16 protein-coding genes are annotated in these 16,344 nt (G+C 66.8%); 11 read left to right on the forward strand and 5 right to left on the reverse strand.

The genetic code is table 11. The features are described from left to right. Positions 1-4 precede the first annotated feature (4 nt). The 4 genes from HV701_RS11190 to HV701_RS11205 all read right to left on the reverse strand — a co-directional run bounded on the left by HV701_RS11190 (position 5) and on the right by HV701_RS11205 (position 4,046). Positions 5-349: an antibiotic biosynthesis monooxygenase family protein gene (locus HV701_RS11190; protein WP_175133131.1), complete on the reverse strand. Its 345-nt coding sequence runs from the start codon at positions 347-349 to the stop codon at positions 5-7. Then, positions 346-1,464, reverse strand: a complete 1,119-nt coding sequence (locus HV701_RS11195; protein ID WP_175133132.1) for a cytochrome P450 family protein — start codon at positions 1,462-1,464, stop codon at positions 346-348. Before HV701_RS11195 ends, HV701_RS11190 begins: the two co-directional genes overlap by 4 nt. Before the next feature lie 74 nt (positions 1,465-1,538). After that, positions 1,539-2,384, reverse strand: coding sequence for an NAD-dependent epimerase/dehydratase family protein (locus tag HV701_RS11200; protein WP_175133133.1), 846 nt, complete (start codon positions 2,382-2,384; stop codon positions 1,539-1,541). A 15-nt stretch (positions 2,385-2,399) separates the two neighbouring features. Further along, the gene (locus HV701_RS11205) at positions 2,400-4,046 is read right to left on the reverse strand and encodes an electron transfer flavoprotein-ubiquinone oxidoreductase (protein ID WP_175133134.1); all 1,647 of its coding nucleotides are present in this window, start codon (positions 4,044-4,046) and stop codon (positions 2,400-2,402) included. Between the two features lie 139 nt (positions 4,047-4,185). On the opposite strand from HV701_RS11205, the gene HV701_RS11210 reads away from it, so the two are divergent. The 3 genes from HV701_RS11210 (at position 4,186) to HV701_RS11220 (ending at position 6,199) form a co-directional block, all read left to right on the forward strand. Continuing rightward, positions 4,186-4,608, forward strand: a complete 423-nt coding sequence (locus tag HV701_RS11210) for an acyl-CoA thioesterase (protein ID WP_272909365.1) — start codon at positions 4,186-4,188, stop codon at positions 4,606-4,608. Between the two features lie 226 nt (positions 4,609-4,834). Continuing rightward, complete coding sequence (locus HV701_RS11215) at positions 4,835-5,533, forward strand: CoA transferase subunit A (RefSeq protein WP_175133136.1); 699 nt, start codon at positions 4,835-4,837, stop codon at positions 5,531-5,533. Between the two features lie 12 nt (positions 5,534-5,545). Beyond that, complete coding sequence (locus tag HV701_RS11220; RefSeq protein ID WP_175133137.1) at positions 5,546-6,199, forward strand: CoA transferase subunit B; 654 nt, start codon at positions 5,546-5,548, stop codon at positions 6,197-6,199. A 69-nt stretch (positions 6,200-6,268) separates the two neighbouring features. Here the strand turns inward: HV701_RS11220 and HV701_RS11225 are convergent, their stop codons facing one another. After that, positions 6,269-6,727, reverse strand: coding sequence for a GNAT family N-acetyltransferase (locus tag HV701_RS11225; RefSeq protein ID WP_175133138.1), 459 nt, complete (start codon positions 6,725-6,727; stop codon positions 6,269-6,271). A gap of 189 nt (positions 6,728-6,916) precedes the next feature. On the opposite strand from HV701_RS11225, the gene HV701_RS11230 reads away from it, so the two are divergent. From HV701_RS11230 to HV701_RS11265, 8 genes are all read left to right on the forward strand, one after another. Further along, positions 6,917-7,792, forward strand: a complete 876-nt coding sequence (locus tag HV701_RS11230; protein WP_175133139.1) for a MurR/RpiR family transcriptional regulator — start codon at positions 6,917-6,919, stop codon at positions 7,790-7,792. Continuing rightward, the gene (locus HV701_RS11235) at positions 7,789-8,769 is read left to right on the forward strand and encodes an isoaspartyl peptidase/L-asparaginase family protein (RefSeq protein ID WP_175133140.1); all 981 of its coding nucleotides are present in this window, start codon (positions 7,789-7,791) and stop codon (positions 8,767-8,769) included. Before HV701_RS11230 ends, HV701_RS11235 begins: the two co-directional genes overlap by 4 nt. Positions 8,770-8,815: 46 nt before the next feature. Further along, positions 8,816-10,702, forward strand: coding sequence for a dipeptide ABC transporter ATP-binding protein (locus HV701_RS11240; protein WP_175133141.1), 1,887 nt, complete (start codon positions 8,816-8,818; stop codon positions 10,700-10,702). A 66-nt stretch (positions 10,703-10,768) separates the two neighbouring features. Then, positions 10,769-12,322, forward strand: coding sequence for a glutathione ABC transporter substrate-binding protein GsiB (gsiB, locus tag HV701_RS11245; RefSeq protein ID WP_175133142.1), 1,554 nt, complete (start codon positions 10,769-10,771; stop codon positions 12,320-12,322). An 88-nt stretch (positions 12,323-12,410) separates the two neighbouring features. Next, entirely contained in the window at positions 12,411-13,331 is a 921-nt protein-coding gene (gene gsiC / locus HV701_RS11250; protein WP_175133143.1) for a glutathione ABC transporter permease GsiC, read from the forward strand. A gap of 7 nt (positions 13,332-13,338) precedes the next feature. After that, on the forward strand, positions 13,339-14,241 hold the full coding sequence (gsiD, locus tag HV701_RS11255) for a glutathione ABC transporter permease GsiD (RefSeq protein ID WP_175133144.1): 903 nt from the start codon (positions 13,339-13,341) through the stop codon (positions 14,239-14,241). A gap of 165 nt (positions 14,242-14,406) precedes the next feature. Next, positions 14,407-15,501, forward strand: coding sequence for a DmpA family aminopeptidase (locus tag HV701_RS11260; RefSeq protein WP_175133145.1), 1,095 nt, complete (start codon positions 14,407-14,409; stop codon positions 15,499-15,501). 19 nt (positions 15,502-15,520) lie between these two features. After that, entirely contained in the window at positions 15,521-16,339 is an 819-nt protein-coding gene (locus HV701_RS11265) for a M55 family metallopeptidase (RefSeq protein ID WP_175133146.1), read from the forward strand. Positions 16,340-16,344: the final 5 nt, after the last annotated feature.

The raw sequence follows: 16,344 nt of genomic DNA on the forward strand, positions 1-16,344 counted from the left end.
GCCGTCAGCCGTGATGCCTGCGGCTGTCACCCGGCGCCTGGCCGCGCTCTTGCATGCCGTAGTCGCGCAGCACCTGCGCGACGCGCAGGCGGTAGTTGGCGAACACGCCGCCCCGTCCCGCCTCCTGGGCGCGGCGATGCGATTGCAGCGTGCGCCAGCGCCTGACCGCGTCTTCATCGCGCCAGAATGACAGCGACAGCAGCTTGCCCGGGGTCGCCAGGCTCTGGAAGCGTTCGACCGAGATGAAGCCGTCGATGGTCTTCAGTTCGTCGATGAGGCCCGCGGCGATGTGCAGATAGGTCGCGGGGTCGCCATCGGCGGGTTCGACTTCGAATATTACGGCGATCATGGGGCGGGTTCCTTGGCCAGATCAAATTGGGGAATGCGGGCGTTGGGCAGGGGGCGGTAGCGAAAGCGCGCCGCCAGGGCGGCGCTATTGACGCCCGCTTGCAGCAGATGCGCGAGCGCGCCGGCGGCATCGCGGCGCGCGGCGTCGCGCCCGGGGCAGGCGTGGCCCAGTGCGCCGAAGGTCCAGTGCGCGTCGGGCTGCGCCATGGCCGCCGCGGCGAGCACCAGCAGCACGGTCTCGCCGGCTTCGATGCGCTGGCCGTCCAGTTCGATAGGGCCGGCCAGGAAGCGGCGGGTATTGTGGATGGGCGGATCGTGCCCCAGCGTCGCGTCGACCAGTTCGCCGGTCTGCGCCGGCGTCAGGCCGCCCCCCGCGCCCTGGCGGCCGGCCCGCAGCAGGGCGTTGCCCAGCAGGCCGGCGCCGGCTTCGCATGACTGGAACAGCAGGCCCGCCAGGTTGGCGGCAAGCAGCGCCGGATCGAGGCCGGCCTGTTCCCCCTGGAGGCGCAGCCCGCGCCAGGCGGGGCCGGCGGCCGGGTCATCCAGGTGCGCGCCGAGCCGCGCCAACAATCGTTCGGCGGCTGCGTGTCCGGCCGCGATGCGCGCATCGGCGGTGGCAGGCGGCAGGGCCGCGAGGAAGGCGCCGATGTCGCGCGCGCAGTCGGCGGCCACGGCGCCGGGCAGGCCGAGCGAGCAGGCTTGCGCAAAAACGGGCGCGGCGTGCAGATAACGGTCGATGGCGCCGGCCGATGCCGTGTCCGCCCCCAGTCGCGACCAGTCGGGCGAAGGGGCCAGCGGCGCCTGCCGCGCCAGGAACTGACTGAACAGCGCCTTGAGGCGGACGTGCCGCGGACCGTCGTTCATCCGCAGGAAGCGGCCGAACAGCAAGCCGGCCGGCCCGCGGGCGATGCCCCGGGGCACCGCTTCGGCCAAGGGGCGCACGCGGGCGGCGGGATGATGCATGATTGCGCGGATGGTCCGCGGATCGCTGGCCACCCACAGTCCCAGCCGGGTGTCCCGGTACAGCGGCCGCTCGCGCGCCAGCGCGGCGTAATAGGGGTAGGGGTCGGGGTGCGTGACCGCCTGCAGCGGATCGGGCGGGAAGGGCGTGGACATGGGCGGCGCGCGGATGATCGAAGGGACGGCCAGTATGGCCGTGGCGCGCCCTCGACGATTCGACCTTGGTCGAACTATGCCTGCGCGGCGTCCGCCAGCAGCGCGGCATAGCCTGCGCGCGAATCCGGCCAGCGCAGCGTCAGGCCGCTGGCGCGCAGGCGGGCGTTGCTGAGCTTCTTGCTGCCGATACCCGCCGGCGCGGGGCCGTCAGCCGGTGCTGGGGCGCCGGCCATTCGCGCCAGATCGGCATAGAGCTCGTGCAGCGGCAGCGGTGTGTCGTCGCAGCCGATGTAGACGGGCAACGCGTCGGGCAGCAGCGCCAGGTGCGTGATGGCGGCTGCGGCGTCGTCGATGTGGATGCGGTTGGCCCAGTGCGGCGGTTCGAGCGGCGCGCGGGCCTTGCCCGCCCGCAGCCGTTCGATCAGTTGCAGGCGGCCAGGACCGTAGAGGCCGGCGAAGCGCAGCGTGGTGTGCGGGATCGCGCGCGCGGCGAGCGCCGCTTCGGCATCGAGCAGGATGCGGCCATTGAAACCCTGCGGCGCGGGCGGGGTGTCTTCGTCGACCCAGTCGCCGTGATGTTCGCCATATACGGCGCTGGAGGACACGAACACGATGCGCGCGACCTGGCGCGTGTCGAGCGCGTCCAGCACGTGGTTCAGGCCGTCGACGAACACGGCGCGATAGGCGGCGGGATCGCGCGCGCCGGCGGTGGCGACATGGATCACGCGGGTGATGCCGGCCGGCAGGGCCGGCAAGCCGTCGGGCCGGCTGATATCGCCCGGCAGCCAGTGGATGCCGCTGGTGTCGTCCGCCGGCGGGTGGCGGCGCAGCGCGTAGACCGTATCGCCGCGCGCCAGCAGGCGGCGCGCGGCGCGCTGGCCGAGATCGCCGCAGCCGATGAAGAGCACGCGTTCAGCCATGGCCGGCGGCGCCCGTCACATGCCGCTGTAGACCGGCCCTTCGCCGCCTTGCGGCGCCACCCAGACGATGTTCTGGGTCGGGTCCTTGATGTCGCAGGTCTTGCAGTGCACGCAGTTCTGCGCGTTGATCTGCAGGCGATCCTCGCCGTGATCGTCCTTGACGAACTCATAGACGCCGGCGGGACAGTAGCGCGATTCCGGGCCGCCGTACTTGGCCAGGTTGACCTGCACCGGCACCGAAGGATCCTTCAGCGTCAGGTGGACGGGCTCGTTTTCATCGTGGTTGGTGTTGGAGATGAACACCGAGCTGAGCTTGTCGAAGGTCAGCTTGCCGTCGGGCTTGGGATAGTCAATGCGGGCGCACTGCGAGGCCGGCTGCAGGCAGGCATGGTCCGGCTTGCTGTGGCGCAGGGTCCAGGGCATCTTGCCCTTCAGCACCAGTTGCTCGATGCCGGTCATCAGCGTGGCCACGGTACGGCCCTTCTTGAACCACTGCTTGAAGTTGCGCGCCTTGTTCAGTTCGGCGTGCAGCCAGGAATTCTTGAAGGCTTCCGGATAGGCGGCCAGCTCGTCCTGGCGGCGGTCGGCCACCAGTGCGTCGAACGCGGCCTCGGCGGCCAGCTTGCCGGATTTGATGGCGGCGTGGCTGCCCTTGATGCGCGACGCATTGAGGAAACCGGCCTCACAGCCCACCAGCACGCCGCCGGGGAAGGCCAGCTTCGGCAGCGACAGCAGGCCGCCGGCGGCGATGGCGCGCGCGCCATAGGCGATGCGCTTGCCGCCTTCGAACGTGCCGCGGATGGCGGGATGGGTCTTGTAGCGCTGGAATTCATCGAACGGCGACAGCCACGGGTTGGCGTAATCCAGGCCGACGATCAGGCCGACCGCCACCAGGTTGTTGTCCAGGTGGTAGAGGAACGAACCGCCGTAGGTGTCGGCATCGAGCGGCCAGCCGGCGGTGTGGATCACCAGGCCGGGCTTGGACTGCGCGGGATCGACTTCCCACATTTCCTTGATGCCGATGCCATAGGCTTGCGGGTCGCGGCCGTCATCGAGCTTGTAGCGTTCGATCAGCTGGCGGCCGAGCTGGCCGCGCGCGCCTTCGGCGAACACCGTGTAGCGCGCGTGCAGTTCCATGCCGGGCTGGTAGTGGGCGGTGTGGCTGCCGTCGCGGGCCACGCCCATGTCGCCGGTGGCCACGCCGCGCACCGCGCCCTGGTCGTCGTACAGCACTTCGACCGCGGCAAAGCCGGGGAAAATCTCGACGCCCAGCGCCTCGGCCTGTTCACCCAGCCACTTGACCACATCGCCCAGGCGGACGATGTAATTGCCCTCGTTGTGGAAACAGGGCGGCAGCAGCCAGTTGGGCGTGGCGCGCGCGCCGTTCTCGGACAGGAACAGGAACTTGTCCTGCGTCACGGGCACGTTCAGCGGCGCGCCCTTTTCTTTCCAATCGGGGATCAGTTCGGTCAGCGCCAGCGGGTCCATCACGGCGCCGGACAGGATGTGGGCGCCCAGCTCGGCGCCTTTCTCCAGGACGCAGACGCCGATTTCCTGGTTCTTTTCAGCGGCCAGCTGCTTCAGACGGATAGCGGTGGCCAGGCCGGCGGGACCACCGCCAACCACGACCACGTCATATTCCATCGACTCGCGTTCAGACATTGCAAAGCTCCCCGTATGTATTCCATATTTGGCTGGAAGTATTATCGGCGATTGTATTGCAGGCGGAGACCTTGCACGTCTTCGTATTTCTTTTAGCCATCAGGAGCAATTGGTGAACCCGGAGATTCAGTCTGCGCGGATGCTGGCGGTGGGCGATACCCACCAGGCGGATCTGCCCTTGCGTTGGGGTGATTCCGACGCTTTGAACCACCTCAATAACACGCTGTATTTCCGCCTCATGGAAGAGGCGCGGATGCAGATCCTGTACCACGCGGGCTTCGAGCTGCCGGCCGATGACGGCGCCATCCTGGCCCACGCTTCCTGTGATTTCCTGCGTCCCCTGACCTATCCGGCGACCGTGCGCGTGACGCACAAGGTGACGCGCATCGGCCGTTCCAGCGCCGAATTCGAGCTGCTGCTCGAGAAGGTCGGCGATGATGGCGGCCCCTATGCTCGTGGCCGCAATGTGCTGGTCTGGATGGACTACGTGGCCAATACGTCCGCGCCATGGCCGCCTGAAGTGCTGGCGAAAATGGCCACGCAGTTCCGGCCGGCCGCGTAGCCGGCGGGGCCGGGCGCGTGGTCCGACTTCGCCGCGCCGTTTGAAACAGCGCGCGCATTTGCCGGTCATGCCGTTAAAATCCCCGGCAGAACCATAATAGAAACACAGGGGCGCGCCACCCTCGGCGCCGCGAATCCGCCTTCATCGGGGCCCGCCGCGATGATGCGGGGCCGCGCAGCCGGCAGCCGCGCCCTCTTCAGTTCGACCTTAACTAGGAGTTGGAGCGATGGACAAGGTTTATGCAAGCGCCCAGGAGGCGCTGGCAGGCATCGTCAAGGACGGCCAGATGATCGCCGTGGGCGGTTTCGGTCTCTGCGGCATCCCCGAGGCCCTGATCGCCGCGCTGCGCGATTCGGGCGTGAAGGATCTCACGTGCATCAGCAATAACGCCGGCGTCGACGGCTTCGGCCTGGGCCAGCTGCTCAATACGCGCCAGGTGCGCAAGATGATCGCCTCGTACGTGGGCGAGAACAAGGAATTCGAACGCCAGTACCTGTCGGGCGAACTTGAGCTCGAATTCACCCCGCAGGGCACGCTGGCCGAGAAGCTGCGCGCCGGCGGCGCCGGCATCCCGGCCTTCTTCACCCGCACCGGCGTGGGCACCATCGTCGCCGACGGCAAGGAAATCCGCGAATTCGATGGCCACCAGTACGTGATGGAACGCTCGCTGGTGCCGGACGTGTCGCTGGTCAAGGCGGACATCGCCGATCGCAGCGGCAACCTGGTATTTCGCAAGACGGCCCGCAACTTCAATCCGAACGTGGCCATGGCCGGCAAGCTCACGGTGGTCGAGGTCGAGAAGATCGTCGATACCGGCAGCCTGGACCCCGACCAGATCCATCTGCCCGGTATCTATGTGCACCGGATCGTGCTGAACGCCAATCCGGAAAAGCGCATCGAACAACGCACCACTCGCCCGGCCTAAGGAGAAGACGACATGGCATGGTCCCGCGATGAAATGGCGGCGCGCGCCGCGCGCGAGCTGCAAGACGGTTTTTATGTGAACCTGGGTATCGGCCTGCCGACCCTGGTGGCCAACCACGTGCCCAAGGGCGTCGAAGTCTGGCTGCAGTCCGAAAACGGCCTGCTGGGCATCGGCCCGTTCCCGACCGACGCCGAGGTCGACGCCGATCTGATCAACGCCGGCAAGCAGACGGTCACGACGCTGCCCGGCTCGTCGATCTTCTCGTCGGCCGACTCGTTCGCGATGATCCGCGGCGGCAAGATCAACCTGGCCATCCTGGGCGCGATGCAGGTGTCCGAGAAGGGCGACCTGGCCAACTGGATGATCCCGGGCAAGATGGTCAAGGGCATGGGCGGCGCGATGGACCTGGTGGCCGGTGTCGGCCGCGTGGTCGTGCTGATGGAACACGTGGCCAAGAAGAAGGACGGCACCGAGGACGTCAAGCTGCTGCCCGAATGCAACCTGCCGTTGACCGGCGTGGGCGTGGTCGACCTGATCATCACCGATCTGGGCGTGATGGAAGTCACCGACAACGGCCTGAAGCTGCTGGAAACGGCGCCGGGCGTGACGGTGGACGAGATCCAGTCCAAGACGCTCGCCAAGCTGGATGTGTCGGCGGTCAAGTAAGCCCGCTCGACGCCAGCATGGCAAACGCCCCGCAAGGGGCGTTTTTCATTTCCGCTCCAGAAGGCGGGATCAGGCCGATTCCCGCAGCAGCATGCCCACGTGCGGGATGCCGTCCTCGATATATTCGTCGGTGACCGGCGCGAAGCCGTGGCCGCCGTAGTAGCCCTTAAGCCGCGCCTGCGCGCTCAGGTAGACCGGCTCGCCCGGCCATAGCCGCGCCACCTCGGCTTTGGCGCGGCGCATCAGTTCATGGCCCAGGCCGGTGCCGCGCGCGGCCGGCGCGGTGATGACGCGGCCGATGATGGCCTGGCCGTCATTCAGCGCGGGTTCAAGCAGGCGGCAATAGGCCAGCAGCCCGCCATTTTCCCAGGCCATCAGGTGTTCCGTCTGTCCCAGCAGGTCCTTGCCATCCATGTCGAGAAAGGCGCACTGCTGCTCGACCACGAAGACTTCCGAGCGCAGGCGCAGGATGGCGTAGAGCTCGGCCAGGGTCAGTTCGGCATGGGGTTTACAGGTCCAGGCGGGCATTCGAGAAAGTCCGAAAAACGGGGAGGCGGGGAGGGCCATTAGCGTACCGCAAACCGGCCCCGTTTCTTTTGAGGCACTGTTACATTAAATCACGGGTATACCCTTAGTATGAAAATGAATTTTCTTATCTAAAATTTGTGTGTAAACAGATTTACATAAACCTTCGCTACGCTCCCCGCCCTTTCCCCGATGACCAAGGCCACACTCACGATCGCTGATCGGATCGCCCGGGCACAGCCCGCGCTGAGCCGCAAGCAGCACGAAATGGCCGAATATGTCCTGGCCCACCAGTTCCGCGTGGCCACGATGACCATCGACGAATTCGCGGCGGCCACGGGGGTCTCGATCGCCACCGCCAACCGTTTCGCGCGGGCCCTGGACCTGCCGGGCTACCCGCAGTTCCGCGCGGAGCTGGCCCGCGGTTTCGAGGCGGCGCTGGAACCGGTCGAAAAACTGCGCACCGAGCTGGCGCATTCGGCCAGCGCGGTGCAGATCTTCGCCGCGATCCTCGAAGAAGACATCCGCAACGCCCAGCGCAATCTGCAGAATCTGGATGCCGGCGCCTGTGAGCAGGCGGTCGAGGCGATCCTGGCCGCCGACCGCGTCTTCATCATCGGGTTCGGCGCCAGCGGGTTCCTGGCCGGCATGCTGCAGCGCGGACTGTGCATGCACCTGCATTCGGTCGAGTCGCTGGCCGGCCCGGGCGGCGTGTCGCATGCGGCGCGGCAGATGTCGCGCATGACCAGCAAGGACCTGGTGATCGCCATCGGTTTTCCGCGTTATCTGGCCGATACCGTGACGCTGGCGGCCGCGGCCAAGCAGGCCGGCGTACCGGTGCTGGTGTTGACCGACAAGCCCACTTCGCCGCTGGCGCCGACGGCATCCGTGGTGTTGTACGCGGTGTCCGGCCGCCAACTGATCCCCAATTCCGAAACCGCCGCGCTGGGCCTGATCGAGGCCCTGTCGGCGGCGGTGGCCTATCGGGCCAAGAATTCCGTCGCGGCCGCCGCTGGGGTGACCCAGTCCGTGATGCCGTGGCTCATCCATGGAGTAGGTAAACGATGATTCAACCCGTGATCGCGATTCACGGTGGCGCCGGCGCGATGTCCCGCGCGGCCATGTCGCCCGAGAAAGAACAGGAATACCTGAGCGCGCTCGAATCGATCCTGACCGCCGGCCAGGCCGTGCTGGCCCGTGGCGGCAGCGCGCTGGACGCGGTGACCGAAGCCGTGCGCCTGCTGGAAGACTGCCCGCTGTTCAACGCCGGGCACGGCGCCGTGTTCACCAGCGCCGCCACGCACGAGCTGGACGCGTCCATCATGGACGGCGCCACGCTGCGTTCGGGCGCCATCGCCAACGTCAATTGCGTGCGCAACCCGGTGTTCGCCGCGCGCAAGGTCATGGAATCCAGCAAGCACGTGTTTTTCGTCGGCGAGGGCGCCGAGGCCTTCGCGCGCGATGCCGGCCTGGAAATCGTCGATCCCGCCTATTTCTCGACCGAGGCGCGCCGCGAGCAATTGCTGCGGGTGCAGCGCGAAACGCCGGAAGCAGCGGTGCTGGACCACGACGGCCAGGCCATGGTCGCGCGCGGCCAGCCGGCGCCGGCCGATCCGCTGGATGCGGACAAGAAGTTCGGCACCGTCGGCGCCGTGGCGGTGGATGCGCAGGGCAACCTGGCCGCGGCCACGTCCACCGGCGGCATCACCAACAAGCAGGTCGGCCGCGTCGGCGATGCGCCGCTGATCGGCGCCGGCACCTATGCCAGTAACCGGACCTGCGCCGTGTCCACCACGGGCACCGGCGAGATGTTCATCCGCATGGTCGCCGCCTATGACGTGGCGGCCCAGATGGAATACTGCGGCGCGTCGCTGGAAACGGCGGCCAACCGCGTCGTGATGGAAAAACTGCCCACCATCGGCGGCAAGGGCGGCCTGGTGGCCGTCGACGCCAAGGGCAATGTGGCCTTGCCGTTCAACACGGAAGGCATGTACCGCGGTTACGCCCGCGTCGGCGAGAAGCCGGTCACTGCCATCTACCGCTGAGCGGCGGCGGGCTTCGTTTTTGTCAGTTTTGGGGATTACTAGAGATATGGTTGATCGCGCAAACAGCCTGGCGCTGCCGGATAACCGCGTGGTCCAGGTCGACGACCTGACGGTGCGCTTCGTGGGTTCGGAGCGCACGGTCGAAGCCGTGCGCAACCTGTCGTTCCATGTGGACCGGGGTGAAACCCTGGCCATCGTGGGCGAATCGGGTTCGGGCAAGTCGGTGACGTCGCTGGCGCTGATGCGCCTGGTGGAACATGGCGGCGGCCGTATCGCCCAGGGCCGCATGGCCCTGCGCCGCCGCAACGGTTCCGTGATCGACCTGGTCGGCGCCAACCAGCGCGTGATGCGCAATGTGCGCGGCGCCGACATGGCCATGATCTTCCAGGAGCCGATGACGTCCTTGAACCCGGTGTTCACCGCCGGCGACCAGATCGCCGAGTCGATCCGCGAGCACCAGGGCATGGATGCCGCCGCCGCGCGCGCCGAGGCCCTGCGCATGCTGGAGCAGGTGCGCATCCCGGAAGCCAAGTCGGTGCTGAACCGTTACCCGCACCAGTTGTCGGGCGGCATGCGCCAGCGCGTCATGATCGCCATGGCGCTGGCTTGCAAGCCGGCGCTGCTGATCGCTGACGAGCCCACCACCGCGCTGGATGTCACCATCCAGGCGCAGATCCTCCAGCTGATCCGTCAGTTGCAGGAAGAAATGCACATGGGCGTGGTGTTCATCACCCACGACATGGGCGTGGTGGCCGAAGTGGCCGATCGCGTGCTGGTCATGTACCGCGGCGACAAGGTCGAGGAAGGGCCGTCGGCGTCGGTCTTCGCCACGCCCCGGCACGCCTACACCCAGGCGCTGCTGTCGGCCGTGCCGAAGCTGGGCGCGATGCAGGGTACCGACCTGCCGGCGCGCTTTCCGCTGCTGCAGGTGGATGGCAAGGCCCAGCCGGTGGCCGAGCCGGGCGCCGCCAGCACGCAGGAAGTGCCGGCCGCGCACCGCGAGCCCATCTTGAGCGTGCGCAACCTGGTCACGCGTTTCGACCTGCGCGGCGGCATCCTGAGCCGGGTGCAGCGCCGCGTGCACGCGGTGGAGAAAGTCAGCTTCGACCTGTACCCCGGCGAGACGCTGTCGCTGGTGGGCGAGTCCGGTTGCGGCAAGTCCACCACCGGCCGCTCGCTGCTGCGCCTGGTGGAAAGCCAGGGCGGCGAGATCCGCTTTGGCGGTCGCGACATCGTGAGCCTGAAGACCAGCGAGCTGCAATCGCTGCGCCGCGACATCCAGTTCGTGTTCCAGGACCCGTTCGCGTCGCTCGATCCGCGCGTCACGGTGGGCTTCTCGATCATGGAGCCGTTGCTGGTGCATGGCGTGGCCAAGGGCAAGCAGGCCGAGCAGCGTGTGGCCGAGCTGCTCGAACGCGTCGGCCTGCCGCCGGAAATGGCGCAGCGCTATCCGCATGAATTCTCCGGCGGCCAGCGCCAGCGCATCTGTATCGCGCGCGCCCTGGCCCTCAATCCCAAGGTCGTGATCGCCGATGAATCGGTCTCGGCGCTCGATGTGTCGATCCAGGCGCAGATCGTCAACCTGCTGATCGATCTGCAGCGCGACATGGGCATTGCGTTCCTGTTCATTTCGCACGACATGGCCGTGGTCGAACGTGTCAGCCACCGCGTGGCCGTCATGTACCTGGGGCAGATCGTCGAGATCGGCCCGCGCCGGGCGATTTTCGAGAACCCGCAGCACCCGTACACCAAGAAGCTGATGGCGGCCGTGCCGATCGCCGATCCGGCGCGCCGCCACATGAAGCGCACCTTGTTGTCCGATGAAATCCCCAGCCCCATCCGCCGGCTCGGCGACGAGCCGGTGGTGCAGCCGCTGGTGCAGGTAGGAACCGATCACTTCGTCGCCCGTCATCCGGTCGGCGGAGCGTATTGAGTCTGTTGTCGTACTTGTTTTTCTTCCACCAAACCCCCTAATTCCGCACAGGAACCAGGAGTTGCAATGATGAAAGTTCTGCGCCCCACCAAGCTGATGGCCGCCGCCGCGGTGGCCTTCGGCGTGCTCACTTCGCCGCTGGCGCATGCTGCCAAGGACGTGACGTTTGCCGTCTCCATCGCGCTGGAAACGCTCGACCCGTACAACACCAACAGCACGCTGAACCAGGCGGCCGGCAAGGCCTACTACGAAGGCCTGTTCGAGTTCGACAAGGACCTGAAGATCCAGAAGGTGCTGGCCACCGACTACACCGTCAGCGAAGACGGCCTGGTGTACACCTTCAAGCTGCGCCCCGGCGTCAAGTTCCATGACGGCACCGATTTCAACGCCGAAGCCGTCAAGGTCAACTTCGACCGTCCGTCCAACCCGGACAACCGCCTGTCGCGCTACATCCAGTTCAGCGTCATCGAGAAGACCGAAGTGGTCGATCCGCTGACCGTCAAGATCACCTTGAAGAAGCCGTTCTCGGCCTTCATCAACGCGCTGGCTCACCCGGCCGCCATGATGATCTCGCCGGCCGCCCTGGCCAAGTACGGCAAGGAAATCGGTTTCCACCCGGTGGGCACCGGCCCGTTCGAATTCGTCGAATGGAAGCCGGCCGAGTACCTGAAGGTCAAGAAGTTCGACGGCTACTGGAAGAAGGGCTATCCGAAGATCGACACCCTGACGTTCCGCACCGTTACCGACAACAACACCCGTGCCGCCGTGGTGCAGACGGGCGAAGCGCAATTCGCCTTCCCGGTGCCGTTCGAGCAGGCCGCCGTGCTGTCCAAGAACGACAAGCTGGATGTGGTCGATCACAAGAACTCGATCATGGCCCGCTACCTGTCGATGAACACGCAGCAAAAGCCGTTCGACAACATCAAGGTGCGTCAGGCCATCAACTACGCCATCAACAAGGAAGCCCTGTCCAAGGTCGCTTTCTCGGGCTACGCCACCGTCGTCGACGGCGTCGTGCCGCAAGGCGTGGACTTCGCCTACAAGACCGGCCCGTGGCCGTACGACATCAAGAAGGCCAAGGCCCTGCTGGCCGAAGCCGGCTACCCCAATGGCTTCGAAAGCCAGCTCTGGTCCGCCTACAACGACGGCACCTCGGTGAAGGTGGTGCAGTTCCTGCAGCAGCAACTGGCGCAAGTCGGCATCAAGGTGTCGGTCGAGGTGCTGGAATCGGGCCAGCGCGTGCAGCGCGTGCAACAGGTGCAAAAGCCTGAGGACGCCAAGGTCCGCATGTACTACGCCGGCTGGTCGTCCTCGACCGGCGAAGCCGACTGGGGCCTGCGTCCGCTGCTGACCACCGCCGCGTTCCCGCCGGTGCTCAACAACGTGTCGTACTACTCGAACAAGTCGGTTGACGACGGCGTCCAGCAAGCCCTGGCGACCACCGATCGCGCCAAGAAGACCGAGATCTACAAGAACGTTCAGGAAACCATCTGGAAGGATGCCCCGTGGGCCTTCCTGGTGACCCAGAACAACCTGTACGTCAAGTCGAAGAACCTGTCGGGCGTGTACGTGGAACCGGACACCTCGTTCTGGTTCGGCGACATCGATCTGAAGCAGTAATCCGGCGGTAACTCTCGGGGCCGCGAGGCCCTTGCAAGGCCACATACGGCGGGGACGCGGTGTCCCCGCCGATGTTGCAGGAATTTCAATGCTGACCTACATCGTCAAACGTCTTTTGGGCATGATCCCCACGCTGCTGCTGGTGGCCGTGGTCGTGTTCCTGTTTGTGCACATGCTTCCGGGCGACCCGGCGCGACTGGCCGCGGGCCAGGAGGCCGACCAGCAGACCGTCGAACTGGTGCGCAAGGAACTCGGGCTGGATCTGCCCCTGCCGCAGCAATTCGTGCGCTATTTCAGCCACATGCTGCAAGGCGACCTGGGTACCTCGCTGCGTACCAAGCGTCCCGTCTCGACCGAAATCGCCGATCGTTTCATGCCCACGCTGTGGCTGACGATCGCCAGCATGGCCTGGTCCGTCACCTTCGGCATGATCATCGGGATCGTGTCGGCGGTCTGGCGCAACCGTTGGCCCGATCGCCTGGGCATGACGCTGGCGGTGTCCGGCATCTCGTTCCCCGCGTTCGCGCTGGGCATGATGCTGATGCAGATATTTTCCGTGAACCTGGGCTGGCTGCCGACCGTGGGCGCTTCCAGCTGGAAACACTACATTCTTCCGTCCATCACGCTGGGCGCGGCGGTGGCCGCGGTGATGGCGCGCTTCACCCGCGCTTCCTTCGTCGAAGTGGTGCAGGAAGACTTCGTGCGCACCGCTCGCGCCAAGGGCCTGAGCGAGCGCCGCGTGGTCATCAAGCACGCGCTGCGCAACGCGCTGATTCCGGTCGTCACCATGATGGGCCTGCAATTCGGCTTCCTGCTGGGAGGCTCGATCGTGGTCGAGACGGTGTTCAACTGGCCCGGCCTCGGCCGCCTGCTGGTCGATGCCGTGACCCAGCGCGACTACCCGGTGATTCAGGGCCTGGTGCTGCTGTTCTCGTTCGAATTCATCCTGATCAACCTGATTGTCGACGTGCTCTATGGCGTCATCAATCCCAGCATCCGTTACAAGTGAGGCGGCCATGAGCAATACGACACCCGCCGCAACCGTTGCCGCCGCCGCGCCCAAGAACGACGTGCGCACGCCCGCCACCGAGTTCTGGCGCAAATTCAAGAAGCAGAAGCTGGCCGTGGGCGCCGGCGTCTTCGTCCTGCTGCTGGTCGTGGTGGCGATCCTCGCTCCCTGGATCGTGCCGTTCGACCCGGAGAACTTCTTCGACTACGACGCCCTCAACGCCGGCCCGTCCTGGGCCCACTGGCTGGGCGTGGACTCGCTCGGTCGCGACATTTTCAGCCGCATCATCATGGGCGCGCGCATTTCGCTGGCTGCCGGCTTCCTGTCCGTCGCCATGGGCGCCATCGTCGGCACCTTCATGGGCCTGATGGCCGGCTACTACGAGGGCTGGTGGGAACGCATCACCATGCGCGTCTCGGACGTGCTGCTGGCCTTTCCCGGCATGCTGCTGGCGATCGGCGTGGTCGCCATCCTGGGCTCGAGCATGGTCAACGTGATTGTCGCCGTGGCCGTGTTCAGCGTGCCGGCGTTTGCCCGTCTGGTGCGCGGCAACACGCTCTCGATCAAGCAGATGACCTACGTCGAGGCGGTCAAGAGCGTGGGCGCGTCCGACTGGACCATCATCATGCGCCACATTCTGCCCGGCACGATCTCGCCGATCGTGGTGTATGGCACGATGCGCATCGGCACCTCGATCATTACCGCGGCCAGCCTGTCGTTCCTGGGCATGGGCGCCTCGCCTCCCACGCCGGAGTGGGGCGCGATGCTGAACGAGGCGCGCGCCGACATGGTGATCGCCCCGCACGTGGCGATCTTCCCGGCCCTGGCGATCTTCCTGACCGTGTTGGCGTTCAACCTGCTGGGCGACGGCCTGCGCGACGCGCTCGATCCCAAGATCGACCGCAAGTAAGCGCCGAGCGGATAATGGTTATCGCGCCGTGCCCCGCGGGGCACGGCGCGGCATCGGTTCCCTTGCCGCCGCCCGCGTCCGGGCGCCCGCCTCGCGGCGGGCGCCACGGCTACGCAGGACGGCGGCATTTTGCATTCTGGAGCGTGGCGACACGCAGCGACAAGCATGGAAAAACAAGCGCTGGACCAACCCCGCGTCGGCAAGCTGGAAGCCGGCCCGCTGGACTCGATCTGCGACGTGGGCGACATCACCGTCGGCCACTGCACGCTGGCCGATGGCGCGCTGCAGACCGGCGTGACCGTGCTGCGGCCGCATGGCGGCGACCTCTATCTGGACAAGGTGCCGGCGGCCGCCACGGTGCTGAACGGTTTCGGCAAGAGCACCGGCCTAGTCCAGGTACAAGAGTTGGGCGTGCTGGAAACGCCGGTCGCGCTGACCAACACCTTTGGCGTGGGCACCGTGGCCAACGCCCAGATCCGCGCGGCGATTGCCGCTAATCCCGAGATCGGCCGCGGCATGGCCACGGTCAATCCACTCGTGTTCGAGTGCAATGATGGCTATCTCAACGATATCCAGGCCATGGCGGTGCAGGAATCGCACTACACCGACGCGCTGGCCGCCGCGGACAAGCGGATGGCGCAGGGCGCGGTCGGCGCCGGGCGCGGCATGTCGTGTTTTTCGTTCAAGGGCGGCATCGGCTCGGCCTCGCGCGTGGCGCCGATCCAGCCGGGGCTGCGTTATACCGTGGGCGCGCTGGTGCTGGCCAACTTCGGCCGCCTGCCCAACCTGACCGTGGCCGGCCGGCCATTCGGCCGGCGGCTGGCGGACCAATTGGATCGCGGCTTGGCGCAGGCCGGCGAGAATGCCGCCATCGTGCCGGAGAAGGGCTCCATCATTCTGCTGGTGGCGACCGACGCGCCGCTCGACGCGCGCCAGTTGCGCCGCCTGTCGCTGCGCGCCGGCGCCGGCCTGGCCCGCACCGGCTCGGTGTTCGGGCACGGCAGCGGCGACATCGCCTTGGCGTTCTCCACCGCGTACACCGTGCCGCAACAGGCCGAGCGTGCGATGCCGGCGCTCGCCATGCTGCACGAAACCCGCATCGATCCGCTGTTCGAGGCGGCGGCCGAGGCCTGCGAGCAGGCCATCATCGCCGCGCTCTGGCGTGCCGAGGGCGTGCATGGCCGCGACGGCCATCACCGCGCCGCCATCCGCGATGCCGCGCCCGCCTGGCGCCAATGGCTGGCGGACACCGAATTCTGAATCCCATCGAGGCATTCCCATGAAGATCCTTATTTCCACCGATATCGAGGGCGTCGCCGGCGTCTTCCATGCTGAACAAGTGCGCGCCGGCAATGGCGAATACGAGCGTGCCCGCGCCTGGATGACCGGCGAGGCCAATGCCGCGGTGCAAGGCGCGCTCGCGGGCGGCGCCACGCAGGTCCTGGTCAATGATTCGCATGGCGGCTTTCGCAACCTGCTGCCGGACGGCCTGGACGAGCGCGCTCGCCTGGTGTTGGGCAAGCCGCGTTACCTGGGCATGATGGGCGGCCTGGAAGAGGGCTGCGACGCCGTCTTCATGATCGGCTACCACTCACGCTCGCAGGGCCGCGGCGTGCTGGCGCACACCATCAACAGCTTCGCCTTCGCGCGCGTCTTCATCAACGGCATGGAACTGGGCGAGGCGGGCCTGTACGGCGCGCTGGCGGGCGAGATGGGCGTGCCGGTCATCCTGGCCACCGGCGACGACGTGTTCATCGCCGAGACCGCCGACCTGTTCCCGGGGGCGCAGTGGGTGCAGACCAAGGTGGCGCACGGCCAGGGCAGCGGCGTGACGCTGTCGCCGGCGGCAGCGCGCCGCGCCATCGCCGCCGCCGCCGAGACGGCGGTGCGCGATCTGAGAAAGGCGGTTCCGTTCCGTATCGCGCCCCCTATAGAATGCCGGTTGCAGACCCAGAGCGCGGCCCTTGCCGACCTGTTCTGCATGTGGCCCGCGCTCGAACGCGTGGACGGCGTGACCCTGCGGTTCACCACCGACAGCATGCAGTCCGCCATCCGCACGCTCAACAGCCTGGCCGCCATGTCCTTCATGTTGCGCTAAGGAAA

This window comes from Achromobacter pulmonis (assembly GCF_902859765.1).
GTDB lineage: Bacteria > Pseudomonadota > Gammaproteobacteria > Burkholderiales > Burkholderiaceae_B > Achromobacter > Achromobacter pulmonis.